The organism is Streptomyces sp. NPDC048560, assembly GCF_040650955.1.
GTDB lineage: Bacteria > Actinomycetota > Actinomycetes > Streptomycetales > Streptomycetaceae > Streptomyces.
The window spans coordinates 1-25787 of sequence record NZ_JBEZIJ010000007.1; the positions used below are offsets into that span (position 1 = coordinate 1).

Genomic DNA, 25787 nt, shown 5'->3' on the forward strand with positions numbered 1-25787 from the left:
TGCAGGGGGGACCCTGTGGGAGAGTAGGACGCCGCCGAACAATTATTCCGGGAAAGCCCCGTGCCCTTGTGGCACGGGGCTTTTCTGCGTTCAGAGCGTCTAGGCTCGAACCATGCGCTACGAACTGGTCATCTTCGACAACGATGGTGTGCTCGTCGACAGTGAGCCGATCGCCAACACCATCCTCGCCGGCTACCTCACCGAGCTCGGACACCCCACCTCGTACGACGAGTCCGTCCACGACTACATGGGGTCCGCCGTCCACCGGGTGCACGATCTCGTCGAGGAGCGGACGGGGCAGAAGCTTCCCGCGGACTTCGACGACACGCTCCACTCACGGGTCTTCGCCGCTTTCGAGCGGGAGCTCGTCGCGGTGGACGGCGTCGAGGACCTGCTGGCGAAGCTGGTCGCCGACGGGGTGGCGTACTGCGTCGCGTCGTCCGCGACCCACGAACGCATCAGGGTCGGACACCGTAAGACGGGCCTCGACCAGTGGTTCGAGGAAGATTGGATCTTCAGCGCGGAGGACGTGGGCCAGGGCAAGCCGTCGCCCGACCTGTTCCTCCTCGCCGCCGAACGGATGGGCGTCGCCCCCGAACGGTGCGTCGTCATCGAGGACAGCCCGCTCGGCGTCCAGGCCGCCCGCGCCGCCGGGATGGATGTGTACGGATTCACTTCGATGATGCCGGCGGAACGGCTCGTCGGGGTGACGGGATACTGCTCCGACATCTCCCAACTCCCCGAATTGCTCGCCTGATCCATCTACCCACCGGTAGACGGTGGCCTTACGCTCGCGGCCATGACAGACGCGCGGTTGCGGCACGGCAGGGCCTCCTTGGTGCTGAGCTTTCTGGTGCAGGGAGTCGCGTTCGCTCTGCTCGTGACGCGTATCCCCGCGATCCAGGACCGTTACGGGATATCCGACGGGCTGCTGCCCGCCTTCCTGGCCGCTGTGCCGATCCTCGCCGGGGTCGGCAGCGTGGTCACCGAGAAGGTCGTCGCCCGGGTGCGGCCCGGGGTCGTCCTGCGGTGGACGCAGCCCGTCGTCCTGCTGTCGTTGCTCGCGGTCGGTGCCGGTGGCGAGCTGTGGCAGGTCGCTGTCGCGCTCGGTGCCTTCGGACTTGCCGTGGGGGCACTGGACGCCTCCATGAACATGCTGGGCGTCAGCCTTCAGCGGGCGTACGGGCGCAGCATCATGCTCGGGTTCCACGCGGCGTACAGCCTCGGTGGAATCGCCGGGGCGACGATGGCGTGGGCCGGGGCGCACTGGGATCTGTCCCTGCTGGTCTCCTACCTGCCCGCCGTCGTCGTGCTGCTGCCCGCCGCTCTGCTGGGGAGCCGCTGGTACACCGACGGGAAGAGCGAGGTCGCGGTCGCGCCGGTCGGGGAAGAGGGGAAGCGGCCGGCTGTCCCGTTCAAGCTGCTGATGCCGCTCTGTCTGGTGATGTGCTTCGCGTACATCGGGGATTCGACCGTCTCCAACTGGAGTGCCAAATACCTGCAGGACGTGCTGGGCAGTTCGGAGCAGATGGCGACGCTGCCGTACAACGTCTACATGGTGACGACGCTGCTCGGTCGCGCCGTCGGGGACATCGGGGTGCGGCGGCTCGGGGCGGTGACGGTCGTGCGGTGCGGCAGCGTGCTGGCGGCCTGCGGTTTCGCGGTCGTGGCGGTGGCGCCGGGTGCGTGGGTGGGGCTTTTCGGGTTCACTCTGCTGGGGCTCGGGTTGTGCGTCATCGTGCCGCAGACCTTCGCGGCGGCGGGGCGGATGTTCCCCGGAGCGAGCGACGTGGCCGTGGCGCGGCTGAACATCTTCAACTACGTGGGGTTCCTGGTGGGGTCGCCGCTCGTGGGTGGCCTCGGGGACGCGTGGAGCTACCGCGGGGCGATGCTCGTGCCCATGGTGCTGGTGCTGGCGACGCTGGTGTACGCCCGTTCGTTCGGCGCCGAGCCCGCCCGATACGGTGGCGGGCATGAGCGGCCGCGCACAGTTGATGTGGGATGACGCAGTAACGGGATACGACTTCGGGGACAGCCATCCCATGGATCCGGTCAGGCTCGCCCTGACGATGGGCCTGGTGCGGGCGTTCGGACTCGACGGTGCGGTGGATGTGCGCGGGGCGAAGGCGGCCGGGGACTCCACGCTGAGACTCGTGCACCGTGAGGACTACGTGTCGGCGGTGCGGGCCGCCTCCCTCGACCCGGCGACCGCCGATCAGTCGTACGGTCTGGGGACCGTGGACGATCCGGCCTTCGCCGGGATGCATGAGGCGTCCGCCCTGATCGCGGGGCTCTCGGTGGGGGCGGCCGAAGCGGTGTGGCGCGGGGAGACCTCGCACGCCGTGAACTTCACCGGTGGTCTGCATCATGCGATGCCGGGCGGGGCCGCGGGGTTCTGCATCTACAACGACCCGGCGCTCGCCATCGCGCGGCTGCTGGAGCTCGGTGCGGAGCGGGTCGCCTACGTCGACGTGGACGTGCACCACGGGGACGGGGTGCAGGCCGCGTTCTGGGAGGACCCCCGGGTGCTGACCGTGTCCTTGCACGAGCACCCGCGGACGCTGTTCCCGCAGACGGGGTGGCCGGAGGAGACCGGGGGCGGGGCCGGTGAGGGCGGCGCGGTGAACGTGGCGCTGCCCGCCGGTACGGGGGACGCGGGGTGGCTGCGCGCCTTCCATGCGGTGGTGCCCGAACTGCTGGCGGATTTCCGGCCGCAGGTGCTGGTGACCCAGCACGGGGCGGACACGCACTTCGAGGACCCGCTGGCCCATCTGGCGGTCTCCCTGGACGCCCAGCGGGCGGTCATGGAGGCGTGTCACGATCTCGCGCACGAGTACGCCGAGGACGGGCGGTGGGTGGCGCTCGGTGGCGGTGGGTACGCGGTGGTCGACGTGGTGCCGCGGTCCTGGACGCACCTGGTGGGTATCGCCGCGCACAAGCCGGTGGACCCGGAGTCGATGATTCCGGCGTCCTGGAAGGACGAGGTCTACGCGCGGACCCGGCAGTTGGGGCCGGCGCGGATGACGGACGGCCGTACGCCTGCCTGGCAGTCGTGGGAGTCCGGTTACGATCCGGCGGACCGGCTCGACCAGGCGGTGCTCGCGACCCGGCGTTCGGCGTTCCCGTTGCGCGGGCTGCTGGCCTGACGAGGCGTCGGTTTTCGGCCGCGGTCCGGGTGCGGCGCAGAACGGTTACGCCAACTGTGGGGCCTCTTGCGGCTTCTGAGGCCGGGGCCGGAACCGGTGCGGGAGCATCGGGAGGGTGTTGAGCATCGGAGCGCTGCGCGCTCATCTGCTGGCGGCCCGGCTGGCCGGTCCCGTGGCCACGACGCGGGAGAACAGTCTGCAGAGTTACCGGCTCTTCGCGGCACGGGATCCCAGGGTGACTCTCGGGCTCGACGCGGAGTGGGCCTGGGGTGAGCGGGACCTGCTGCGGCTCATGGCCGACAAGTGCGGGGTCTCGCCGGATCCCGCGTGCGTGTCGGGCCCTGACGTGATCGACCCGGAGCTCACCCTGGCCGGCCTGGAGGCGTTCGCCGACCGGCTGGCGGGGGCCGCGGACCGGCGGGCCCCCGTGCTGTTCGGGACGGGGCATCCGCATCGGCTGCTCGGGTTCTACGCCGAGTTGGCAGACGCTTTGTCGGCGGCCGGGTGTCCTGTACTCACCCCCGCGCAGGGGCGATGTGTCGACATAACGACCCGGTTCGGCGTACGTACGTACAGCATCGACTACGTACGACGTGTCGCGCTGGTGCGCGAACCCGGCGTGCGGGCCGCCGACGGTGTCACCGGCGCACACACCCACTCGCCGCTGCCGGTTCGGGCCGCGCTGGAAGAGGCGGCGGACCGTCACGGGCTGCTGCCGGAGCTGGTGGTCGGGGACCACGGATGGGTCTGCGGGGCAGGTCAGCTGGGCATCGAGGCGATCGGGCTGGCCGATACGGACGACCCCGCGCTGTTCGTCGGAGAGGCCGAGGGGCGGGTGTCCGTCGCGGTTCCGCTTGATGATGCCGTGCACTCCGACTTCTACCGTCCGTTGACGCGCTATGTACTCAATCGGGCGCGTCTGTCACATTAGGCGCCCGATGGTCTCTCCTCTTCCCCACTCGCATCACCCGCCCCTAATCTGGGGAGTGAGCGCACAACGACGAAGAGTCACCGGAGGGGAAGCCGGTGCGCGTCGCGTGCGGAAGGTACAGGTGGGTCATGGCTGCTGGCAGCGAGGTACCTCTCAACGAGGTCAAATTTCTGACCGTGGCGGAAGTCGCCTCGGTCATGCGGGTGTCGAAGATGACCGTGTACCGCTTGGTGCACAGTGGTCATCTGCCGGCGATCCGGGTGGGAAGGTCCTTCCGGGTCCCGGAACAAGCGGTTCACGCCTATCTGCGTGAGTCGTTCGTGGGGGTGGAGTCAGCCTGACGTTGCCCTCGGATTACGTCCCTCACCAAGTGACGGGTAGGCTAGGCCGACGTAGGTCGTGTGGGCCCAGACGCCCCGCACCAGTGAAGAAGAAGTGAGCGAGGGTAGTCGTGGGCTCTGTCATTAAGAAGCGGCGCAAGCGGATGGCCAAGAAGAAGCACCGCAAGCTGCTCAAGCGCACGCGCGTTCAGCGTCGCAACAAGAAGTAGGCGAACGCAGTTCGTGAAACCGCAGCCCCCCCGCCGTCTCGGCGGGGGGGCTGCGGCGCTATTCGGGCCAAGGCTTCGGCAAGGCCCGCCATGGGGTCGTCACAGCGCAACATTCACCCGCTACGGTGACGGTCAGGGCAGTGCCCCGATCCGCAGGGCACCCGATTCACGTACCGACGGAAGGCGCTGATCTTGGGGAAGGTCGTGCTCGTCACAGGAGTGGCCCGGCAGCTGGGGGGCCGCTTCGTGCGGAGCGTCCAGCGCGATCCCGGGGTCGACCGGGTGATCGCCGTCGACGCCGTCGCGCCCGGGCACCAGCTCGGCGACGCCGAGTTCGTCATGGCGGACATCCGGCAGCCGGCCATAGCGAGGGTTCTCGCCGAGCACTCCGTCGACACGGTCGTCCACCTGGACGTCTCCGGCAAGGCTCTCGGCGCCGGCGGCCGGACGGCCGTCAAGGAGAACAACGTCATCGGCACCATGCAGCTGCTCGGTGCCTGCCAGAAGTCGCCGACCGTCCAACGGCTCGTCATCAAGTCCAGTACGAGCGTCTACGGCTCCGCGCCCCGCGACCCGGCGGTCTTCACCGAGACGACGCCGGCCAAGTCGCTGCCGAGCGGGGGCTTCGCCAAGGACGCCGTGGAGGTCGAGGGGTACGTGCGGGGCTTCGCGCGCCGCAGACCCGATGTCGCCGTCTGCGTGCTGCGGTTCGCGAACATCCTGGGGCCCGACCCGGACTCGCCGCTGGCCGACTATCTGGCGCTGCCTGTCCTGCCGACGGTCTTCGGGTACGACCCGAGGCTCCAGTTCGTCCACGAGGACGACGTCATCGACGTCCTGCGGATCGCCTCCCAGGAACCGCGGCGCGGCACGCTGAACAGCGGCACCTTCAACATCGCGGGCGACGGGGTACTGCTGCTGTCGCAGTGCTCGCGACGGCTCGGGCGCCCGACCGTGCCCCTGCTGCTGCCGGCCGTCACCTGGGTGGGCTCGGCGCTCCGCACGATCGGCATGACGGACTTCTCGCCGGAACAGATCCGGCTGCTGACGCACGGACGGGTGGTCTCCACCGTGCAGATGCGCGAGACGCTGGGATTCCATCCGCGGTTCAGCACCGCGGAGACGTTCGCGGAGTACGCGCGCAGCCGGGGCCCCGGGCTGCTGCCGCCCGAGACGGTGGGCAGGGCCGTCGACCGGCTCGCGGAGTCGCGCCTCGCGGGCGGGCCACATTCAACTCACGGCGCCAGGTAGAGGAGCGCATCGACGATGGCGGATGCCAAGGTCATTCCGTTCGACGACGACCGCACGCGGTCGGGGGGCGCGCAGCGTCCGGCGCGGCGCAGGCCGGGTTCGGGCAGCAGCCGGGCCCCGGGGTCCGCAGCGGCCGGTGCGGCGCCTGTGAGCGCCCTTCCGGGCGGGGAGGTGCCCGTGAGTGCCGAGGAGGCCGAAGAGGGAGCGGTGCCGCCGCAGGAGGCCCAGGAGGCGGCGGGGCGCGGTGGCTGGGACCGGCGGATCGCCGGTGGGCTGGCGTTTCTTCGCCGGCGGGTCACCGGTGACTACGAGGTCGACGAGTTCGGCTACGACAAGGAGCTGACCGACCAGGTCCTCATGTCGATGCTCCGGCCGCTCGCCGACAAGTACTTCCGCGTCGAGGTGAAGGGCATCGAGAACATCCCGTCCGACGGCGGGGCGCTCGTCGTGGCCAATCACTCGGGGACGCTGCCGCTCGACGGGCTGATGCTCCAGGTCGCCGTGCACGACAACCATCCGGCCAACCGGCATCTGCGGCTGCTCGCCGCGGACCTGGTCTTCATGCTGCCTGTCGTCAACGAGCTGGCCCGGAAGGCCGGGCACACGCTGGCGTGTGCCGAGGACGCTCAGCGGCTGCTGGAGAGCGGCGAGGTCGTGGGGGTGATGCCGGAGGGGTTCAAAGGCATCGGGAAGCCGTTCGGCGACCGGTACAAGCTGCAGCGCTTCGGGCGGGGCGGTTTCGTGTCGACGGCGCTGCGGGCCGGGGTGCCGATCGTGCCGTGCTCGATCGTGGGCGCGGAGGAGATCTATCCGATGATCGGCAACGCGAAGACGCTGGCGCGGGTGCTGGGGATTCCGTACTTCCCGATCACGCCGACGTTTCCGTGGCTGGGGCCGCTGGGAGCGGTGCCGTTGCCGACGAAGTGGACGATTCAGTTCGGGGAGCCGATTCCCACGGACGGCTATCCGCCGGAGGCGGCGGAGGATCCGATGCTGATGTTCAACCTGACGGATCAGGTGCGGGAGCAGATCCAGCACACCTTGTACAAGTTGCTGGTGCAGCGGCGGTCGGTGTTCTTCTGACCGCGGGTGTGTGAGAGCGGGATGGTGCCGGGCCGGGCCCTTCGGGGGCCCGGCCCGGCGGTGCTCATGGGGTGCTCACGGCTTCAGGTCCTCGCCGTCGATGCCAAGGCCCGGGAGCAGGCCGGGGAGCAGCGGCGGGAGGGTGACGTCGGGCGACGGTGACGTACTGACCTTGCCGTCCGGGGGAGACGGGGTGGCGTCGTCCGTCGGGAGGTCGTCGAGCAGGCCGTCCGTACCGCCGCCGAGCAGACCGTCGGCCGGGCTGCTGCCGGAGCCGGACGGTTGGGGCGGGGTGCTCCGGTCCGTCCGTTCCTTGGGCGTGGTCGGCGAGGCCGGTGCCGGTGCGCCGCCGCCGGACGGGGCGGTGGCGTCCGGCGAGCTCTCGGTACGGCGGGGTTCCTCGCTGCGCTCCGGGGTACTGGGGAGCAGCGACTGGAGGGGGGCGACTTCCTCGTCCATGGCCTCGAAGACCGAGCTGACCTTCTCGCTGATGTCGGTCAGCTGTACGGGAAGCCGGTCCCGGAGGTCGCTCCAGCTCTGGCGGTGCGAGCGGGAGAAGGAGTCCAGGGTCTGCATCGGGCCGATGGAGCCGTCCCGCTCGTAGGCCGTGTGCAGAAGGCGGTGGCCTTCCGTGGCGTCGTGGCTCATGCGGTTGAGCGTGCGTCTGACTTCGCCGAGTGATTCGTGGTCCATCTCGCCCGAGCGGCCCCGCTCCATGAGGCGGCGCGCCTCGCTGAGCCGGGTGGACGCCTGGTCGAGGTAGGCCTCGCCGCGGTCGGCGTCGCCGTTGGCCATACCGAGGTTGATGTCCTCCATGCCGCGCTTCAGCCCGTACAGGGAATCACCCGGCAGGGCGTCAGAACTGGCAGCGGCCACTCCTCCGAAAGCTCCTGCGGCCACACCTACGGTGAGTCCGCCGGCGGTGAGTCCTTTCGCCCAGCGTGAGCGGGGGCGCAGTTTCCGGAGCGGGGAGGCCCGGTGGGCCCCCTTGCTCCGTTGCTCGGGCACCGTAGGGCCCGTGGACGCACCGCCCTCGGCGAACATGGCCTCCATGGCGGCGACGAGCTGTGCCCGTTGCACCATTTTGACCTCGGGGTCCAACTTTGGCTTCGGTAGTTCACCGAGGCCGTTCGCCAGGGCCAACAGCGGTCCGTGGTCGGCCTGTTCGGCCGGTTCCTCGGGCTGTACGGCCGCCGCACCCTGGAGCGACTGCTCCTCCACGGCCTGGGCGAAGGCGTTCGCCCGCCGGTGTGCCGAAACGTTTGCGATCACTGGCGGCACCTCCTCTCGTCATGACGGTCGACTCCCCTGAGCGTCCGGAAGGTTGCATACCTTGAGCGTTTCCACTCGATTGAGTGAGTGGAATCGGTCATGGTGTGACGACAGGGGGCCTGCAACCGGCACAACGAGCGCCGCGGCACTTGGGTTACGCACGAAAGATGATCGGACCAGTGTGTCGCAGACCGATCACTGTGGGCCGGTCTAACGGGCATCGTCCGGCAGGAGCCGGGCGAGGGTGCGGACGGCGCGGTACTGCAACGTCTTGATCGCGCCCTCGTTCTTGCCCATCACCCGGGCCGTCTCGGCGACCGAGAGGCCTTGCAGGAAACGGAGGGTGACGCACTCCTGCTGTTGTGGGTTGAGTCGGCGCACTGCCTGCAGCAGCGCGGCGTTGGAGAGGGACTCCAGTACGGAGTCCTCGGGGCTTCGCTCGACCTCGTTGGCGTCGAGCATTTCGCCGGTGGTCACTTCCAGCCGGAAACGACTGGATTTGAAGTGGTCGGCGACCAGGTTTCGAGCGATTGTGACCAGCCAGGCGCCGAAGTCGCGGCCCTGCCAGGTGAACGTGGAGATGCGGCGGAGTGCGCGCAGGAACGTCTCGCTTGTGAGGTCCTCCGCTGTCGCCTTCCCTCCTACGCGGTAGTAGATGTACCGGTACACGGTGTCGCTGTACTGGTCGTACAGGCGGCCGAAGGCGTCAGCCTCACCGGCTTGTGCGCGCTCGACAAGATCCATCATGCGAGCGCTGTCGCTGTCGGCCGTCGGCCGGCGAACGGTTGACGTGGTCGTGGCGCCGCGGTTGCTGCGTCTTCCGACCGCCGCACTCCGTTCGGCCAGGGCATAGCAGGGGCCGACGGGTGCAGGGGCGGCAAAAGCGGGGACGGCGTACGCGGTGGGGACGAAGCCGCGCAAGCGGTCGATGACCGTTGCGCGCAGCGTAGCCAGGCCCGAGGCGTCAACCCCGACATGTGGGTACACGGGACTCCCAGAGGCAGAGCTTCCATCACGTGCAGTTCGAAAACCGTCACTCGTCGTAGCGGGTGAGGGGCTCCGTCATGCGTCTGAGGAGAATAACGCTTCGTACAGGCGGCGCTACACCCAGTTGCTCAAATCACCGGTTACGTCGTTCTCTTGACCTCTAAGTGACGGTCTAAGTAGCGCATGGTGATCAGTTGTTGATCGAATACGTTCGAGATCTGCCTCTAGGCGCGACGGGTTGTGGTCGGAGGATGGCAATCCGACTGGCCGGAGGGGTACGTGGAGAGCCGCCGGCCGGGCCTACCGATTGGCCGTACGGCCCCGGGCGTGGCCCGCGGGGCACCGGTCCGGCCGCCCTGCGAGGGTGCCGCCCCGGCCGGGAACCGGGGGGTCTGCCGCGTGACGCGTGGGGCGGGGGGAAGCGTGGCGGCGCGGAGGAGGGGCGCGCGGCCGGGGGTGAGGGTCGGGTGCGGGGCCGGGTGCGGGGCCGGGGTCAGCGGCGGCGGCGGTGCAGGGCGACCGCGGCGGCGGTGCCGCCGGCCAGGGCGCCGACACCGGCGGCTGCCGGGATGCCGACCTTCGCGGCCTTCCGGCCGGTGCGGTAGTCGCGCAGGCGCCAGTCCAGGGCGCGGGCGTGCCTGCGGAGCTTGGTGTCCGGGTTGATCGCGTACGGGTGGCCGACCAGGGAGAGCATCGGGATGTCGTTGTGCGAGTCGCTGTAGGCGGCGCAGCGTTCCAGGTCGAGGCCCTCGGCGGCGGCCAGGGCGCGTACGGCCTCGGCCTTCGCGGGGCCGTGCAGCGGTTCGCCGACCAGGCGGCCCGTGTAGACGCCGTCGACCGATTCGGCGACCGTGCCGAGAGCTCCGGTCAGGCCGAGGCGGCGGGCGATGATCGTGGCGGTCTCCACCGGGGCGGCCGTCACGAGCCAGACCCTCTGTCCGGCGTCCAGGTGGGCCTGGGCGAGGGCGCGGGTGCCGGGCCAGATGCGGTCGGCCATGTACTCGTCGTAGATCTCCTCGCCGATGGACATCAGCTCGGAGACGCGGTGGCCCTTGACGATGGACAGGGCGCTGTCGCGGGCGTCCTGCATGTGCTCCGGATCCTCGACGCCCGCCAGCCTGAACCACGCCTGCTGCCAGGCGAAGCGGGTCAGCTCGCGGCGCTCGAAGAACTTCCGCTTGTACAGGCCGCGGCCGAAGTGGAAGATCGCGGCGCCCTGCATCACGGTGTTGTCGAGGTCGAAGAAGGCGGCGGCGCGGTCGTCCCCCGCCACCGGGAACGGGGGTTCCTCGGTCTCGGTGGGAAGGAGGGACTCGTCGGGGGAGAGTTCGGCGGAGAGTGCTGACTTCCGCGCTGCCTCGGCTGCTGCCTCGCCTGCCAGGACGCTCCGTGCTGTCGCGGAGCGCCTACGGGGTGTGAGCCATCCAAGAGCGGCCATGTCGTGAGCATAGCCAGTCTGTTCGTCCCTGCCGGACGTGCTGGGATGCGAAGGCGTGAACTCTGCGGGACCGCGGTGTTAAACGGGTGATTCCGGCGTCCGTGGGGCGGGTGCGGACGGGAGCAGAATGTAGGCATGAGTGCACTGCTGCGTCGTACGAAGAAGAGGCCCGAGGACCGCGTGGTGACCCTGGTGGGCAAGCCGGGGTGCCATCTCTGTGACGACGCGAGGATCGTGGTGCGCGCGGTCTGCGAGGAGACCGGCGCGTCGTGGGTGGAGAAGGACATCACGCGGGACGAGGCGCTGTACAAGGAGTACTGGGAGCAGATTCCGGTGGTCCTCGTCGACGGCGAGCAGCACACGTTCTGGCGGGTGGACCCGGGAAGGTTGCGCAAGGCGCTGGGAGCCTGACTGAAACCCGGTTAACATCATGGGCGTTTTGAGTGGTCTCGGGGGCGTAGACGTGAGGAGTGTGTACCGCCTTGCCCCCTTCGCGCCCGCAACGGGCTGATGCGGTCCATGGTTCCGGGATCGCGCAGGGAATGCGCGTGACCCCGGTCACTTTGACCGGACAAAACGGACACTATCTTTGTGCACGCGTTCACAAAGACATAGCCTGCATTCGACGGGGCGGTCTTGGGACATACGGCCGCCTGCAGCCCCGCTCATCCCGCAGGAGCACCGTGGCAACTGGCCGAACTCACCGACCGGCGACCCGTAGCCGAGGAATTCCCGAGGCCACCGTCGCCCGACTTCCGCTGTATCTCCGCGCATTGACGGGGCTCTCCGAGCGCTCGGTTCCCACGGTCTCGTCCGAGGAACTCGCCGCGGCGGCGGGGGTCAACTCCGCCAAGCTCCGCAAGGACTTCAGCTACCTGGGGTCCTACGGCACGCGCGGTGTCGGGTACGACGTGGAATACCTCGTCTACCAGATCTCCCGCGAGCTCGGGCTCACCCAGGACTGGCCGGTAGTCATCGTCGGCATCGGTAACCTCGGTGCCGCCCTCGCGAACTACGGCGGCTTCGCCTCCCGTGGCTTCCGCGTCGCGGCCCTGATCGACGCCGACCCCGCCATGGCGGGTACGCCGGTCGCCGGGATCGCCGTCCAGCACAGCGATGAGCTGGAGAAGATCATCAGCGACAACGGTGTGTCGATCGGTGTCATCTCCACGCCGGCCGGTGCCGCGCAGCAGGTCTGCGACCGGCTCGTCGCCGCGGGTGTGACCTCCATCCTGAACTTCGCCCCGACGGTGCTCTCCGTGCCCGACGGTGTCGACGTGCGCAAGGTCGACCTCTCCATCGAGCTTCAGATCCTCGCCTTCCACGAGCAGCGCAAGGCCGGCGAGGAAGCGGCGGGGAACAACGCGGAGCAGGCCGACGCGCCGCCTCTGCGCGCCACTCCCGCGAGCCGGAAGGGACCCGACGGGGACATGCCCGCCGTGATGCCGGCATGAGCCTCCTCGTCGTAGGTCTGAGCCACCGCAGCGCCCCCGTCTCCGTACTGGAGCGGGCCTCGCTGGCCGCCGAGACCCAGGCCAAGCTGTTGCAGGACACCCTCGCCGCGGAGCCCGCGACCGAGGCGGCCGTGCTGGCCACCTGCAACCGCATCGAGCTGTACGCCGACGTGGACAAGTTCCACGCCGGCGTCGCCGAGCTGTCCACGCTGCTCTCCCAGCACAGCGGGGTCGGTCTCGACGAGCTCACTCCTTATCTCTATGTGCACTACGAGGACCGCGCCGTCCACCACCTCTTCTCGGTGGCCTGCGGTCTCGACTCGATGGTCGTCGGCGAGGGCCAGATCCTCGGCCAGATCAAGGACGCGCTCGCGCTGGGCCAGGAGCTCCACACCGCGGGCCGCCTGCTGAACGACCTCTTCCAGCAGGCACTGCGGGTCGGCAAGCGCGCGCACAGCGAGACCGGGATCGACCGTGCCGGGCAGTCGCTCGTCACCTTCGGTCTCCAGCAGCTCGCCGGCGGTGCCGACGTCAGTGCCTGGGCGGGCGGCAAGCGCGCCCTGGTGATCGGCGCCGGTTCGATGTCCTCGCTCGCCGCCGCGACCCTGGCCCGTACCGGTGTCGCCGAGATCGTCGTCGCCAACCGGACCCGGGCCCGCGCCGACCGGCTCGTCGAGATCCTCGGCCAGGGCGGCACCGCTGCCCGCGCCGTGGAGATGGCGGCCGTCTCCGGCGAACTGACACGTGCCGACGTCGTCGTCTCCTGCACCGGTGCGACCGGTCTCGTCCTCACGGCCGAGGCCGTCGCCGAGGCGCTCGGAGTGGCCTTCGACGACGCCGCGGAGGCTCCCGCCGCGCCCCTGGCGCCCACCGCCGAGCTGGACCAGCACGCGGCCTGGGTGGAGAACGGTTCCGCCACGGCACAGGAGCGGCCCGTCCGCCGGGCCACCGTGCCCGCGCAGAACTCCGGCCCCGCCCGGCTCGCCCTGCTCGACCTCGCCATGCCGCGTGACATCGACGGCGCGGCCCACCGCGTCGACGGTGTGCGCCTCGTCGACATCGAGTCGCTCGCCGAGGCGTCCGCGGACGCTCCGATGGCCGCCGATGTGGACCAGGTGCGCACCATCGTCGCCGACGAGGTCGCCGCCTTCGGCGCCGCTCAGCGTGCCGCCCACATCACCCCGACCGTCGTCGCCCTGCGCACCATGGCCGCCGATGTGGTGGCCGGCGAGATCGCGCGGCTCGACGGACGCCTCCCCGACCTCGACGACAAGCAGCGCGCGGAGATCACGCAGACCGTGCGCCGCGTCGTCGACAAGCTCCTGCACGCGCCCACCGTGCGGGTCAAGCAGCTCGCCAGCGAGCCCGGCGGCGCCGGGTACGCCGATGCGCTGCGGGAACTCTTCGACCTTGACCCGCAGACGGTCGCCGCCGTCTCCCGGGCAGACCTGAACGACCCGAATAGAGGGCGGTCATGACCGACAACTCATCCCTGGGCGCGCCGGCCCCGGCGCCGCTCCGGCTGGGAACCCGCCGCAGCAAGCTCGCCATGGCGCAGTCCGGCCTGGTCGCAGAAGCGGTCAGGGAGGTGACCGGGCGTGCCGTCGAGCTCGTCGAGATCACCACGTACGGAGACACCTCCAAGGAGCACCTCGCGCAGATCGGCGGGACCGGCGTATTCGTCGCCGCTCTGCGGGAAGCACTCCTGCGCGGCGAGGTGGACTTCGCCGTCCACTCGCTCAAGGACCTGCCGACGGCCCAGCCCGACGGTCTCCTCCTGGCGGCGGTGCCGAAGCGCGAGGACCCGCGTGACGTGCTGGTGGCGCGGGACGGGCTGACTTTCGCGCAGCTGCCGTCCGGTGCCCGCATCGGCACCGGTTCGCCGCGCCGCATGGCGCAGCTCAACGCGTACGGCCGGTCCCACGGTCTCGACATCGAGACCGTGCCGATCCGGGGCAACGTCGACACGCGCATCGGCTTCGTACGGAGCGGGGAGCTCGACGCGGTGGTACTCGCCGCCGCAGGGCTCAGCCGCCTCGGCCGGACCGGTGAGGTGACCGACTTCCTGCCGATCGACACCGTCTTGCCCGCTCCCGGTCAGGGAGCACTGGCGATCGAATGTGCTGCAACCAGCACGGACCTCGCCGCAGCGCTCGCCGAGCTCGACGACCCGTTCACCCGGGTCGCCGTGACCGCCGAGCGTGCCCTGCTCGCCGCCCTGGAGGCCGGCTGCTCCGCACCTGTGGGTGCGCTGGCCGACCTCCTGGTCGACGGTCAGACTGTCAACGAACTGCGTCTGCGCGGGGTCGTCGGTTCTACCGACGGTTCCTCGCTGGTGCAGCTGTCCACCACCGGTCCCGTCCCCACGTCGCACGACGACGCGGCGGCCCTCGGTCGCGAGCTCGCGGCCGAGATGCTTGCCAAGGGTGCGGCCGGTCTTATGGGGGAGCGAGCACTTTGAGCCCCACCGGCCCCGCCGCATCCGATTTTCCTGTCCTGCCCGCAGGGCACGTCACCTTCCTCGGCGCCGGTCCCGGCGACCCGGGACTGCTGACTCTGCGCGCCGTCGAGGCGCTCGCGAGCGCCGACGTCCTCGTCGCCGAACCGCATGTTCTCGACGTCGTCCGCTGCCATGCCCGGGCAGGCGTAAGCACGCCTGAGCTGACGGTTGTTGACGTCTCGTCAACAGCCGTCGGGGTACCCGTTCTCAGGGATGCCGCCAATCTTGTCATGGAGGCCGCGAAGGGCGGCAGGCGGGTCGTCCGAGCCATCTCGGGTGACCCCGGGCTCGACGGCAACGCGGGCGCGGAGATGCTCGCCTGCGCCGCCGCGGGTGTGCCCTTCGAGGTCGTGCCCGGTGTCGCCAACGTCGTGGGCGTGCCCGCGTACGCCGGTGTGCCGCTGCGCGACGCGCAGGGCGCCGACGTCCGGTTCGTCGACGCGCGTACGGCCTCGGACCGCTGCTGGGCCGAGGTCGGCGCGAGCGATGCCACGGCCGTGGTGTCCACGACGCTCGACTCGGTGGCCGCGGCCGCCGGCGAGCTGGTCTCGGCGGGCCGCAAGCCCGACACCCCGCTGACCGTCACGATCGCCGGTACGACGACGCGCCAGCGCACCTGGACGGCGACGCTCGGGACGATCGCGCAGCTGTTCAAGCAGACGAAGGTCCTCCCTTCGCCCGACGGGCACCAGCCCGTCATAGCCGTGGTCGGTGAGCGCAGTTCCGCCGCCCAGCGCGAACAGCTCGCGTGGTTCGAGTCCAAGCCGATGTTCGGCTGGAAGGTGCTCGTGCCCCGCACCAAGGAGCAGGCGGCTTCGCTCTCCGACCAGCTGCGTTCCTACGGCGCGGTGCCGCACGAGGTGCCGACGATCGCCGTCGAGCCGCCGCGTACGCCCCAGCAGATGGAGCGCGCGGTCAAGGGCCTGGTCACGGGCCGTTACGAGTGGATCGCCTTCACCTCGGTCAACGCGGTCAAGGCCGTCCGGGAGAAGTTCGAGGAGTACGGGCTCGACGCCCGTGCCTTCGCCGGGATCAAGGTCGCGGCCGTCGGTGAGCAGACGGCCGCCGCGCTCATCGACTTCGGTGTGAAGCCGGACCTGGTGCCGTCCGGCGAGCAGTCCGCCGCCGGACTGCTGGAGGACTGGCCGCCGTACGACCCGGTCTTCGACCCGATCGACCGTGTCTTCCTGCCGCGCGCCGACATCGCCACCGAGACCCTGGTGGCCGGGCTCATCGAGCTGGGCTGGGAGGTCGACGACGTCACCGCGTACCGCACGGTCCGCGCCTCGCCGCCGCCCGCCGACACGCGTGAGGCCATCAAGGGCGGCGGGTTCGACGCGGTGCTCTTCACCTCGTCGTCGACCGTGCGCAACCTGGTCGGTATCGCGGGCAAGCCGCACAACGTGACGGTGATCGCGTGCATCGGTCCGGCCACGGCGAAGACCGCCGAGGAGCACGGCCTGCGGGTCGACGTGCTGTCCCCCGAGCCGTCGGTGCACAAGCTGGCCGAGGCGCTGGCGGCGTTCGGCGCGCAGCGCCGGGACGCGGCCAAGGAGGCCGGTGACCCGGTGACCCGGCCGAGCGAGCGGCGTCCGGGTGCGCGGAGACGTCGTACGACGACCTGACCGGTTCGGTCGCAGGTGTAGGGGTCCGGCGGCTTCGGCTGCCGGGCCCCGCCGCGTTTTCCGGCACGGGTGTCGGTAAGACGGCGGTGTGTACGGGTCTATCGTCGAAGGATGACTGTGTACGGAAACTTCCCCGGCTCCCGCCCCCGGCGGCTGCGGACGACGCCCGTGATGCGACGCATGGTCGCCGAGACCCGGCTCCACCCGGCGAACCTGATCCTGCCCGCGTTCGTACGCGAGGGCGTCGACGCGCCCGTCGCCATCTCGGCCATGCCCGGCGTGCAGCAGCACACCCTGGACACCCTGCGGAAGGCCGCCGTCGACGCGGTCTCGGCCGGGGTCTCGGGGATCATGCTCTTCGGTGTCCCGCTGGACGAGAAGAAGGACGCCACGGGCACGGCGGGCACCGACCCGGACGGGATCCTCCAGGTCGCGCTGCGGGCGGTGCGGGAAGAGGTGGGCGATGACCTCGTGGTCATGTCCGACCTCTGTCTGGACGAGTACACCGACCACGGGCACTGCGGTGTGCTGACCGATGACGGCCGCGTCGACAACGACGCCACGCTGGAGCGGTACGCGGAGATGGCGCAGGTCCAGGCGGACGCGGGCGCCCACGTGGTCGGACCGAGCGGCATGATGGACGGCCAGGTCGGCTTCGTCCGTGACGCGCTCGACCAGACCGGGCACGAGGACGTGTCGATCCTCGCCTACACCGCGAAGTACTCGTCGGCGTTCTACGGGCCGTTCCGTGAGGCGGTCGGGTCCTCGCTGAAGGGCGACCGCAAGACGTACCAGCAGGACCCGGCGAACGCCCGCGAGTCCCTGCGCGAGCTGGCGCTCGACCTCGACGAGGGCGCCGACATGGTCATGGTGAAGCCGGCCGGACCGTACCTGGACATCCTGGCGAAGGTCGCGGAGTCGGTGGACGTGCCGGTGGCCGCGTACCAGATCAGTGGTGAGTACGCGATGATCGAGGCCGCCGCCGAGCGGGGCTGGATCGACCGGGACGCCGCGATCATGGAGAGCCTGACGGGGATCCGGCGGGCGGGTGCGCAGATGATCCTGACGTACTGGGCCACCGAGGTCGCGCAGCGGCTGGCACGGGGATGAGGGCCGGCCTCGGCGTCGCCTGATCGTCAGGGTGTGTCGAGCAGGGCCGCGAACGTCACGGACGTGAGAAGCACCGTGGCAGGGGCGAGCACGGAGATGAGCACGCGGCGGGCGGCGTTCCCCTGGCGCCAGGGGAACGCCCAGGCGGCCACCAGCAGGACCAGCGAGAGCACCAGGCCGCAGCAGAGGACCGTCCACGCCGGGCCGAAGCTCGCGTCGAAGCGGTCGGAGTCGGCCTCCGAGCAGGAGTCGCAGGCCATCGGCGAGAGCCCGCCGAAGACGAGCGCGAAGAACGCGAGCGGCAGCGTGACGAGCGTGGAGACGAGCGGGGCGATCCAGGCGCGCGTGTCACGCACGTGGGTGAGGTCATCGGGCATGTGTACGAGTCAACTCGGCGCCCGGGATCGCCGCATGAGCTCTCGTACTCAGTGGACGAGGGCGAACACCGTGCGCGCCTCGGTGCCGTCGGGCAGGGGCGCGTCCGCTGTGACGTGACCCCGGGCCCCGGCTTCGGCGGGCCGGCCGGGCTGGAGGACGCGGTTGATGTGGATGGCCAGCCGGCGCCCGTCCTCCGCCGTCTCCACCAGAAGGTCCGTACCGTCCGGGTCGTCGGTCACGGTCGTGGACGCGAGCGCCGCACCGGCGACGGTCTCCGCGAACCACCCGGTGACGGACGGGTCGGGGGTGTAGCTCGTGCTCTGCATCTGCGGCTCGGCCTCGCCGACGATCAGCGCGAACAGCTGGGCGACGACGACCGGGTCGTGCGCCCCGTCGTACACCCATCGCTGCCCCAGTACCCCGTGCTCGGTCGTACCGATGAGCGCTTCGTCGCCGCCCACGATCGGTGCGCCGCGATAGCTGAACAGCACCTGATACATGACCGGTTGGTCCCCGGAGGCGTCGGTGACCGTCATGAACTCGATCCCCACCTCACCCTCCGGGTCGTCCAGCCGGAACCCACCGGTCCTGGCCAGCTCGGGCTGCTCGCCCTTGCCGAGGTACCAGGGCTGATCGGGCAGCCAGGAGGCGAGGAGTTCCAGCTTGGTGGGCGTCAGCGTGGTGGTGTTGTGGATGACAGCCATGGCGGTGGTAGCTCTCCCGTGGGGTCAGACGAGTCGCCGGCCGGCGGCGAAGCCGGCGAAGGCCGCCCAGGTGGTGGGCGCGACGGTGAGGGTGGGTCCGTCGGGGTTCTTGGAGTCACGGACGTGGACGGCGGCGGGGTGGGCGGCGATCTCGACGCAGGCCCCGCCCTCGCTGCCGCTGTAGCTCGACTTCCGCCAGGTGTAGGCGACTTCGAGGCATTCGCCGCCGTCGCTGCCGCTGTAGCTGGACTTGAACCACTCAAGTGCGGTGCTCATTGCTCTCCTAGCAGCTCGTCCAACAGGTCCTTCGTCTCCTCGGTGTTGAGGGCCTGCGTACGCAGCATCGCATACCTCTGCGCGAGGATGCTGATCTCGTCAGGGTCGGAGATGAGCTGGCTGCCGCGCTGGCTTTCGGTGTAAGCGATGCGCTGGTAGTCCGGTGTTTCCAGCAGAATGAACGGACCGTCGAGCCCCGCGTGAGTCCGCCTGGCCAGTGGCATGATCTGGAGGGTGATACCCGGCAGATCGGCGCAGCCGTGCAGGTGGCGCAGGGTCTCCGTATAGACCTCGTCGCCGCCGAGGCGGTCTCGCAGAATGGCCTCGGAGATGACGAAGCTGGTGGTCGGGGGCACTTTCCGGCTCAGGATTTCCTGACGCTTCAGCCGCTTGGCGACGTGGACGCCGATCTCTTCCCGGCTGAACGTAGGGACTCGGCTGTCGAAGACAGCGTGTGCGTAGTTCTCGGTCTGAAGCAGGCCGGGAAGAACCTGGTTCGCGAAGAAGCAAAGAGCGAGCGCAGCCCGCTCCAGATCCATGTACTCCTCCGCCCACGCCGGGATCAGATCGATCTCCGGCATGTTCTCCACCGCCGTCGCCAGCGCCCCCTTCGTCTCCAGCAGCCGGTCCAACTGGCGTGCCAGCTCCGGCAGCAGCGCACGTCTGCCCTGTTCGATGGAGGCGATCGTCTCCGCCTGGTGGCCCACCATCTCCGCCAGCTGGGCCTGGGTCAGGCCGGCCGCGGTGCGGAACACGCCGACCAGTTTGCCCACGAGTTTCATCGCCGACGCGTTCCTGCGCTGCCGCTTCCTGGGGTGCATACGGTCCCCACTCCCCACCCTCGTCCGTACTTCACGCATGGGCGACCCGTACAAGAAATCTGTACGGGTGCACGCACTGCGGCAGCGTAGTCACGGAGTGTGACTCTCGTCCCATGAACGAGACGACACAACTCTCGCTACTGCGCGAGCGGTTCTACCGGCGTGAGCACCGATCGGTCCCGGCAGCGAGGGAGTTCGTACGGGCGGCCGCCGTCGACTGGGGGTTCGGGGCGCGGCTGGACGACGTGGTGCTGTGCGTGAGCGAGCTGGCCACCAACGCGCTGGTGCACGGCGTGCCGCCGGGGCGGGGGTATCTGGTGCGGCTCAGGCTGGAGAACGCGGGGTGGGGTCTGTCCGTGGAGGTGCATGACAGCGGAGACGGGGAGCCCGCGGTGCGGGAGCCCGCGGGGGAGTCGGGGCGCGGGCTGCTGCTCGTCGACGCGCTGGCCGACCGATGGGGCGTACGGGAGCGGAGCCCCGGGAAGGTCGTGTGGTGCGCCTTCTCGAAGCCCCGCTCGGGTGACGCTCAGTGCATCAGGGCGTCGTCCGTGGAGGTCTGCCAGTAGGTGACGAACACGGAGCTGTCGACGTACACCTCCTTGCTCAGCGTGATGTCCGTGGACGGGCCGCTGGAGCCGGAGCCCTCGCGGCCCTGGAAGCTGACGGTCACGTCCTTGGTGGAGTAGCCGCCCGTGCCGCTTCCGTCCGCGGATTCGGTCATGACACCGGCGTAGGCGGTGTCGCCGGGCGCGAGGGTGACGACGGCCTGCGGCTTGCTCGCCTCGACGGCCCGCGGGGCCGACTGGGCGTCACCGAAGCGCAGGAACGGGTAGGAGTAGGCGTTGCAGGCCTTCGAGCCTGTGTTGGTGACGCTGAGGAGCATGTGGTTGATGGGGCGGGTCACTGGGGCGAGCGTCACCCTGGTGTTCCCGCCGTCGCAGGCGAGGGTGGCGGGGCCGCTGTCGCCGGTGCTGCGCGGCTGCTTCGCGGCGGGCTTCACGGAATCCGAACCGGAACCCTTGGCGTCACCGGAAGCGGAATCCGAACCGTTCGTGTCCTTCGCCGAGTCCTCGGCCGTGTCGGACGCCGGGTCCGGCGTGGCGGAGCTCTCCGCCGGCTGCTGGGATGCCGATCCCGCCGGCGCGGCGGCGGCGTCGTCCGTCGCTGCCGTGCCGTCACCCTGGCAGGCGGTCAGAGACAGGGCGGCGATCAGCGCTGCGGTGCCCAGGGCGGAGGTGCGGGCGGCGCGGCGGAAGCGAAGGTTGCGCATGAGGTGGTTCTCCCCGTTCGAAGGCGTAAGTGCGGGGCGCCGTTTGGCGCCTTGAGGCGTGGGCGGGTGTACTGGCGTTCAGAGGAGTGCGGTGACGACCGCGACGCAGGTGATCAGCACGCAGGTGGCGAGTACGTCGGTCAGGCTGAAGGCAGGTCGAGTGCGCACGGCGGCTCCCGGGGCGGGTGAGGGTGGGATGTGCGGGTCTCGGAGAGCGCCGCGGTGTGTCCACATCTTGTCGGCGCCCGGATTTCGGTCGCAACGGTTGCTGGGCCACGCGGGACGCCGGAACGTTCGCACCTCCTCTGACCTGCGCGAACAGCACCTGCCTGGAACGCCGTTCCGGGAAGGAAAGAAGAGGGGAACGGTCGGGGTGGGCACAGAGATCCGAGACTTCGCGGCGCTGCTGAAAGGGCTGAAGGAGCGGTCCGGGCTCAGCTACGGGACGTTGGCCCAGAAACTGCACATGAGCACCTCCACCGTCCACCGGTACTGCAACGGGGACGCCGTTCCGCACGACTACGCGCCCGTCGAACGGTTCGCGCGGGTCTGCCGTGCGTCGGGGGACGAACTGGTCGCGCTGCACCGGGCGTGGATTCTGGCGGACGAGGCGAAGCGGCGGAAGGCGCCGGGGGCGGTAGCGGCGCGGGAGGCGGAGGCAGAGGCAGAGGCGGAGGCGCCGGAGGACACGGTGTCCGACGCGTCCGAATCGGAACCGGAGCCGGAACCCGTACCGGAAGCCGTACCGGAACCCGTACCGGAAGCCGCGCCGGCCCCTGCTCCCGGCAGGCGCAACAGGCCGTTGCGCCTCGCGCTCGTCGCCGCGGCCGTCGTGGCGCTCGCCGTCCCCACCACCGTGGTGCTCGTCGACAGGGCGCCCCCGCAGGGCAGTGACACGGTCGCATCAGGCAAGGGGGAGGGGCCGGGCGCCGGCGCTTCGCGCCGCCCGAGCGGGGAGGGGAAGCCGTCCGGCACCGCGACGACGGGCGAGAAGGTGTCGGGAAGCCCTTCGCCCTCGGACGCGGGCGCGTCCGCGTCAGCTTCCGCGTCGGCCGAGCGGTCCCGGACGGTGAGGCCGGAGACGTCCGGCGGCGCCGGATCGAAGTCCGGCCTGCCGCTCGCCGTGCACATCCGCCCGGAGACCTGGGAGGACAAGTGCGACCAGACCTACATGCTGGACCGGAAGCCGGAGCGGGTGCCGCCGCCGCCCTACGAGCCCGACGCGGGGGTGTGGGCCGGCGCCCTCGGAGCCGTACCCGGTGGGCTGAAGCGCATCGACGTGGTCGTGCAGGGGAAGGAGGCGGACGCCGTCGTCCTCCAGGCCATGCACGTACGGGTCGTGGGCCGCACGGCCGCGCCGGCCTGGCAGGCCTACTCCATGCTGCAGGGCTGTGGGAGCGGGGTGCTGGTGTCCACGTACGAGGTCAATCTCGACGCCGCGCGTCCCCTGTTCAAGGCCGTCCCGACGGACAACGGGGAACGCACACTGCCCGCGAATCCACTGCCGCTCAAGACGTCCGCGAACGATCCGGTGGTTCTGGTGGTGTACGCCCGCACCCAGACGTACGACGCCCACTGGTATCTGGAACTGGACTGGAGCAGCGGTGACCGGAGCGGCACGATGCGCATCGACGACAACGGGAAGCCGTTTCGGACGATGAGCCTGAACGACCGGCCGCTGTACGACTACTGGGCCGAGAAGAAGACGTGGGTCCTGCGGGACTACTGAGGGTGGCGGGGGAGGGGCGGGCGAGCGGGAGTACAGTCGGTCGGCATTCCATTCCCTATACGGACAGGTGAACGATGTCCCGCAGCTCAGGTGAGAGACCGGACCCCGTTTTCGCGGAACGTATGCTGCGCCTGCGGCGGAGGCTTGAGCGGCTGATCGGCATCGCCGCCACCGAGGGCAACGGTCTCGTGGTGTTGCGCAACGGGGACGAGATATTCGGCTCGATGCTCGCGTCCATACGGGGCGCCGAGCACACCGTCGACATGATGACCTTCGTCTACTGGCGCGGGGACATAGCCCGCGACTTCGCCGAGGCGCTGGCCGGGCGGGCCCGAGCCGGGGTCCGGGTGCGGCTGCTGCTGGACGGTTTCGGCAGCCGGCTGATCGAGAAGGACCAGCTGGAGATGATGGAGGAGGCGGGCGTCCACGTCGCCTGGTTCCGTAAGCCGCTGTATCTCTCGCCCTTGAAGCAGAACCACCGCTGCCACCGCAAGGTGCTCGTCGTCGACGAGGAGACGGCCTTCACCGGCGGGGTGGGGATCGCCGAGGAGTGGTGCGGTGACGCCCGCGACGAGCACGAGTGGCGTGACACGCATGTCCGGTTGCGCGGGCCGGCAGTGGACGGTCTCGCGGCGGCGTTCGCCCAGAACTGGGCGGAGTGCCACGACGAACTCTTCGACACCCGGGACCGTTTCGTGGAGAGCACCCGGCACGGGGACGCGGTGGTGCAGGTGGTGCGGGGTTCGGCCAGTTTCGGGTGGCAGGACATGCAGACCCTGTTCCGGGTCATGCTGGAGTCCGCCGAGGAGCGCGTGCGGATCTGCACCGCCTACTTCGCACCCGACACGTACTTCGTCGAACTGCTCTGCGCGGCCGCGCGGCGTGGTGTCACGGTGGAGATCCTGTTGCCGGGGCCGTACACCGACAAGCGCGTGTGCCAGCTCGCCGGGCAGCACCACTACGAGGACCTCACCGGCTGCGGAGTGAAGATCTTCCAGTACCAGCCGACGATGATGCACGCCAAGGTGATGACGGTCGACAACGTCGCCTCGCTGATCGGCTCGACCAACTTCAACCGGCGCTCGCTCGACCACGACGAGGAAGTCATGCTGGCCGTGCTGGACCCGGAACTCACCGCCACGCTGGACGGTCATTTCGAGGACGACCTGCGGCGGAGCGAGCTGATCCGGCCGGGCCGTTGGAAGCGCAGGTCATGGGCGCAGCGGGCCCGGGAGGCCGCGGTCGTGCCGATACGCCGGTACCTGTGACGGACGACGGACGAGAAGCCTGTTCACGGCGAAGGCCCCGCACGTGTGGTGCGGGGCCTTCGCCATGCCGATGAGCTGGGCGAACAGGGTGAGCACTCAGAGGCGCTCGGGGGTCCTGATGCCGAGGAGCTTCATGCCCTGGTGCAGCGTGCGGGCCGTCAGCTCGACGAGGAACAGGCGGTTCTCCACGACCTCGGCCGGGTTCTCGTCGCTCAGGACCTGGCACTGGTCGTAGAACGTGGTGAGGTGCGAGGCCAGCTGGTAGAGGTACGCGGCCAGCTTGTGCGGCTCGTACCCGGCGGCGACCTCGGACAGGACCTCGCCGAACTGGTCCAGGTGCAGACCCAGCGCGCGCTCGGCCGGGGCCAGCTCCAGCTCCGGGTGCGCGGCCGGCTTCGCGTCGCCGGCCTTGCGCAGGATGGAGCGGATACGGGCGTACGCGTACTGGAGGTACACCGACGTGTCGCCGTTCAGCGACACCATCTGGTCCAGGTCGAACTTGTAGTCCCGCACCGCGGACGTCGACAGGTCCGCGTACTTCACGGCCCCGATTCCGACGTACCGGCCGTTCTCGACGATCTCGTCCTCGCCCAGGCCGACCTTTTCGGCCTTCTCGCGGACCACGGCCGTCGCCCGGTCGATCGCCTCGTCCAGCAGGTCCACCAGCCGGACCGTCTCGCCCTCACGGGTCTTGAACGGCTTGCCGTCCTTGCCGAGCACGGTGCCGAAGGCCAGCTGGTGCGCCTTCACGTCCCCGCCCAGCCAGCCGGCGCGGCGGGCCGTCTCGAAGACCATCTTGAAGTGCAGGGACTGCCGGGCGTCCACGACGTACACGAGGCTGTTCGCCTTGAGGTTCTGCACCCGGTCGCGGATCGCGGAGAGGTCGGTCGCCGCGTACCCGTAGCCGCCGTTCGTCTTCTTGACGATCAGCGGTACGGGGTTGCCGTCGGGGCCCTTCACGTCGTCGAAGAACACGCACAGCGCACCCTCGGAGCGGACGGCGACGCCCGTCTCCTCCAGGATCCGGCAGGTGTCCTCCAACATGTCGTTGTAGCCGGACTCGCCGACGACGTCAGGGTCGCGGATGTCCATGTCGAGCTTGTCGAAGACGGAGTAGAAGTAGATCTTCGACTCGTCGACGAAGCGCTGCCACATGGCGAGCGTCTCCGGCTCGCCCGCCTGGAGCGCCACGACCCGGTCCCGGGAGCGGGCCTTGAACTCCTCGTCGGAGTCGAAGAGGACCCGCGAGGCCTTGTACAGGCGGTTGAGTGACGACATGGCGGCTTCGCCGTCGTCGGCGCCGTCCCGGTGGTCCAGCTCGTGCGGGTGCTCGATCAGGTACTGGATGAGCATCCCGAACTGCGTGCCCCAGTCGCCGATGTGGTGGCGCCGGACCACGTTCTCGCCGGTGAACTCGAGGATCTGCACCATCGCGTCGCCGATGACCGCCGACCGCAGGTGGCCGACGTGCATCTCCTTCGCCACGTTCGGCTGGGCGTAGTCGATGACCGTCGTGCCCGGGTGCGCGGCGAGCGGCACGCCGAGGCGGCCCCCGGCGTCCGTGGCGCGCGCGGCCAGCGTCTCGATGATCGCCTTGTCCGTCAGCGTGATGTTGAGGAAGCCGGGGCCCGAGACCTCGATGTCCTTGATCAGGTCGCCCGCCGGAAGGGCGGCCGTGACCTGGGACGCGAGCTCGCGCGGGTTGCCCTTGAGCTTCTTGGCGAGCGCGAGGATGCCGTTGGCCTGGAAGTCGGCCCGGTCGCTTCGGCGCAGCAGCGGGTCCGCGGTGCCGGCATCCGGCAGTGCTGCCGTCAGGGCGTCCGCCAGCTGCTGCTGGAGCGTGGAAGCGAGGGAATTGACCGAGGCCATGAGCTGGCTGCCGTTTCCGTAGGGGGACAAGGGATCGCCCAAGTATCCCACGCTGAGTAAAGCCGTTTTCGCGCTGTGGGGGGTACCTGGGAGAATGGGCGGTGCCCCCCTGACGGGATCTACAC

General features: G+C 70.0%; 26 protein-coding genes. 17 read left to right on the forward strand and 9 right to left on the reverse strand.

Going from position 1 to position 25787, the window contains the following annotated elements:
• Nucleotides 1-112 precede the first annotated feature (112 nt).
• The 8 genes from AB0C82_RS19230 to AB0C82_RS19265 all read left to right on the forward strand — a co-directional run bounded on the left by AB0C82_RS19230 (nt 113) and on the right by AB0C82_RS19265 (nt 6961).
• A complete protein-coding gene (locus AB0C82_RS19230; RefSeq protein WP_362843188.1) occupies nt 113-757 on the forward strand; it encodes an HAD family hydrolase in 645 nt (214 codons plus the stop codon).
• 42 nt (nt 758-799) lie between these two features.
• On the forward strand, nt 800-2005 hold the full coding sequence (locus AB0C82_RS19235) for an MFS transporter (protein WP_362843191.1): 1206 nt from the start codon (nt 800-802) through the stop codon (nt 2003-2005).
• Entirely contained in the window at nt 1974-3146 is a 1173-nt protein-coding gene (locus AB0C82_RS19240) for an acetoin utilization protein AcuC (protein ID WP_362843194.1), read from the forward strand. The genes AB0C82_RS19235 and AB0C82_RS19240 overlap by 32 nt, the downstream gene beginning before the upstream one ends.
• 115 nt (nt 3147-3261) lie before the next feature.
• Nucleotides 3262-4077 carry a phosphatase gene (locus AB0C82_RS19245; RefSeq protein ID WP_362843197.1) on the forward strand — a complete coding sequence of 272 codons (816 nt, stop codon included), beginning with the start codon at nt 3262-3264 and terminating at the stop codon, nt 4075-4077.
• Nucleotides 4078-4205: 128 nt separating this feature from the next.
• Nucleotides 4206-4418 (forward strand): helix-turn-helix domain-containing protein, encoded by a 213-nt coding sequence (locus AB0C82_RS19250; protein ID WP_362843200.1) that lies wholly within the window; start codon nt 4206-4208, stop codon nt 4416-4418.
• A 110-nt stretch (nt 4419-4528) separates the two neighbouring features.
• On the forward strand, nt 4529-4627 hold the full coding sequence (locus AB0C82_RS19255) for an AURKAIP1/COX24 domain-containing protein (protein WP_003948845.1): 99 nt from the start codon (nt 4529-4531) through the stop codon (nt 4625-4627).
• A 192-nt stretch (nt 4628-4819) separates the two neighbouring features.
• Complete coding sequence (locus tag AB0C82_RS19260) at nt 4820-5878, forward strand: NAD-dependent epimerase/dehydratase family protein (RefSeq protein ID WP_362843203.1); 1059 nt, start codon at nt 4820-4822, stop codon at nt 5876-5878.
• A gap of 15 nt (nt 5879-5893) precedes the next feature.
• The gene (locus AB0C82_RS19265) at nt 5894-6961 is read left to right on the forward strand and encodes a lysophospholipid acyltransferase family protein (RefSeq protein WP_362843205.1); all 1068 of its coding nucleotides are present in this window, start codon (nt 5894-5896) and stop codon (nt 6959-6961) included.
• Between the two features lie 75 nt (nt 6962-7036).
• Here the strand turns inward: AB0C82_RS19265 and AB0C82_RS19270 are convergent, their stop codons facing one another.
• The 3 genes from AB0C82_RS19270 to AB0C82_RS19280 form a co-directional block, all read right to left on the reverse strand.
• Complete coding sequence (locus AB0C82_RS19270; RefSeq protein ID WP_362843208.1) at nt 7037-8233, reverse strand: DUF5667 domain-containing protein; 1197 nt, start codon at nt 8231-8233, stop codon at nt 7037-7039.
• Nucleotides 8234-8443: 210 nt separating this feature from the next.
• The gene (locus tag AB0C82_RS19275) at nt 8444-9220 is read right to left on the reverse strand and encodes an ECF subfamily RNA polymerase sigma factor, BldN family (protein WP_362843210.1); all 777 of its coding nucleotides are present in this window, start codon (nt 9218-9220) and stop codon (nt 8444-8446) included.
• A gap of 493 nt (nt 9221-9713) precedes the next feature.
• Complete coding sequence (locus AB0C82_RS19280; protein ID WP_362843212.1) at nt 9714-10658, reverse strand: HAD-IB family hydrolase; 945 nt, start codon at nt 10656-10658, stop codon at nt 9714-9716.
• A gap of 135 nt (nt 10659-10793) precedes the next feature.
• Here AB0C82_RS19280 and AB0C82_RS19285 point away from each other — a divergent pair, with 135 nt between their 5' ends.
• The 6 genes from AB0C82_RS19285 to hemB all read left to right on the forward strand — a co-directional run bounded on the left by AB0C82_RS19285 (nt 10794) and on the right by hemB (nt 17347).
• Nucleotides 10794-11069, forward strand: coding sequence for a glutaredoxin family protein (locus tag AB0C82_RS19285; RefSeq protein WP_362843215.1), 276 nt, complete (start codon nt 10794-10796; stop codon nt 11067-11069).
• Between the two features lie 272 nt (nt 11070-11341).
• On the forward strand, nt 11342-12112 hold the full coding sequence (locus AB0C82_RS19290) for a redox-sensing transcriptional repressor Rex (RefSeq protein WP_362843217.1): 771 nt from the start codon (nt 11342-11344) through the stop codon (nt 12110-12112).
• On the forward strand, nt 12109-13590 hold the full coding sequence (locus AB0C82_RS19295) for a glutamyl-tRNA reductase (protein ID WP_362843220.1): 1482 nt from the start codon (nt 12109-12111) through the stop codon (nt 13588-13590). The genes AB0C82_RS19290 and AB0C82_RS19295 overlap by 4 nt, the downstream gene beginning before the upstream one ends.
• Entirely contained in the window at nt 13587-14573 is a 987-nt protein-coding gene (gene hemC, locus AB0C82_RS19300; protein ID WP_362843223.1) for a hydroxymethylbilane synthase, read from the forward strand. The genes AB0C82_RS19295 and hemC overlap by 4 nt, the downstream gene beginning before the upstream one ends.
• A complete protein-coding gene (locus AB0C82_RS19305) occupies nt 14570-16237 on the forward strand; it encodes a bifunctional uroporphyrinogen-III C-methyltransferase/uroporphyrinogen-III synthase (protein WP_362843225.1) in 1668 nt (555 codons plus the stop codon). Before hemC ends, AB0C82_RS19305 begins: the two co-directional genes overlap by 4 nt.
• Before the next feature lie 111 nt (nt 16238-16348).
• The gene (gene hemB, locus AB0C82_RS19310; protein ID WP_362843228.1) at nt 16349-17347 is read left to right on the forward strand and encodes a porphobilinogen synthase; all 999 of its coding nucleotides are present in this window, start codon (nt 16349-16351) and stop codon (nt 17345-17347) included.
• 26 nt (nt 17348-17373) lie between these two features.
• Here the strand turns inward: hemB and AB0C82_RS19315 are convergent, their stop codons facing one another.
• From AB0C82_RS19315 to AB0C82_RS19330, 4 genes are read right to left on the reverse strand one after another with little or no spacing between them, the layout of a single operon-like run.
• Entirely contained in the window at nt 17374-17724 is a 351-nt protein-coding gene (locus tag AB0C82_RS19315; RefSeq protein WP_362843231.1) for a hypothetical protein, read from the reverse strand.
• Between the two features lie 48 nt (nt 17725-17772).
• Entirely contained in the window at nt 17773-18429 is a 657-nt protein-coding gene (locus AB0C82_RS19320) for a 1,4-alpha-glucan branching protein (protein WP_362843234.1), read from the reverse strand.
• Nucleotides 18430-18453: 24 nt separating this feature from the next.
• The gene (locus AB0C82_RS19325) at nt 18454-18705 is read right to left on the reverse strand and encodes a DUF397 domain-containing protein (protein ID WP_362843236.1); all 252 of its coding nucleotides are present in this window, start codon (nt 18703-18705) and stop codon (nt 18454-18456) included.
• Nucleotides 18702-19487, reverse strand: a complete 786-nt coding sequence (locus tag AB0C82_RS19330) for a helix-turn-helix transcriptional regulator (protein WP_362843239.1) — start codon at nt 19485-19487, stop codon at nt 18702-18704. The genes AB0C82_RS19325 and AB0C82_RS19330 overlap by 4 nt, the downstream gene beginning before the upstream one ends.
• A 152-nt stretch (nt 19488-19639) precedes the next feature.
• Between AB0C82_RS19330 and AB0C82_RS19335 the strand changes: the two genes are divergently transcribed.
• On the forward strand, nt 19640-20092 hold the full coding sequence (locus AB0C82_RS19335) for an ATP-binding protein (RefSeq protein WP_362843242.1): 453 nt from the start codon (nt 19640-19642) through the stop codon (nt 20090-20092).
• Here AB0C82_RS19335 and AB0C82_RS19340 read toward each other — a convergent pair.
• Complete coding sequence (locus AB0C82_RS19340) at nt 20053-20796, reverse strand: DUF4232 domain-containing protein (protein WP_362843244.1); 744 nt, start codon at nt 20794-20796, stop codon at nt 20053-20055. The two genes, AB0C82_RS19335 and AB0C82_RS19340, sit on opposite strands and share 40 nt — an antisense overlap.
• A gap of 373 nt (nt 20797-21169) precedes the next feature.
• On the opposite strand from AB0C82_RS19340, the gene AB0C82_RS19345 reads away from it, so the two are divergent.
• Entirely contained in the window at nt 21170-22525 is a 1356-nt protein-coding gene (locus AB0C82_RS19345; protein ID WP_362843247.1) for a helix-turn-helix transcriptional regulator, read from the forward strand.
• Nucleotides 22526-22599: 74 nt separating this feature from the next.
• A complete protein-coding gene (locus AB0C82_RS19350) occupies nt 22600-23793 on the forward strand; it encodes a phospholipase D-like domain-containing protein (protein ID WP_362843250.1) in 1194 nt (397 codons plus the stop codon).
• Nucleotides 23794-23889: 96 nt separating this feature from the next.
• On the opposite strand, the gene argS is transcribed toward AB0C82_RS19350, so the two are convergent.
• Nucleotides 23890-25662 carry an arginine--tRNA ligase gene (argS, locus tag AB0C82_RS19355; RefSeq protein WP_362844183.1) on the reverse strand — a complete coding sequence of 591 codons (1773 nt, stop codon included), beginning with the start codon at nt 25660-25662 and terminating at the stop codon, nt 23890-23892.
• Nucleotides 25663-25787 lie beyond the last annotated feature (125 nt).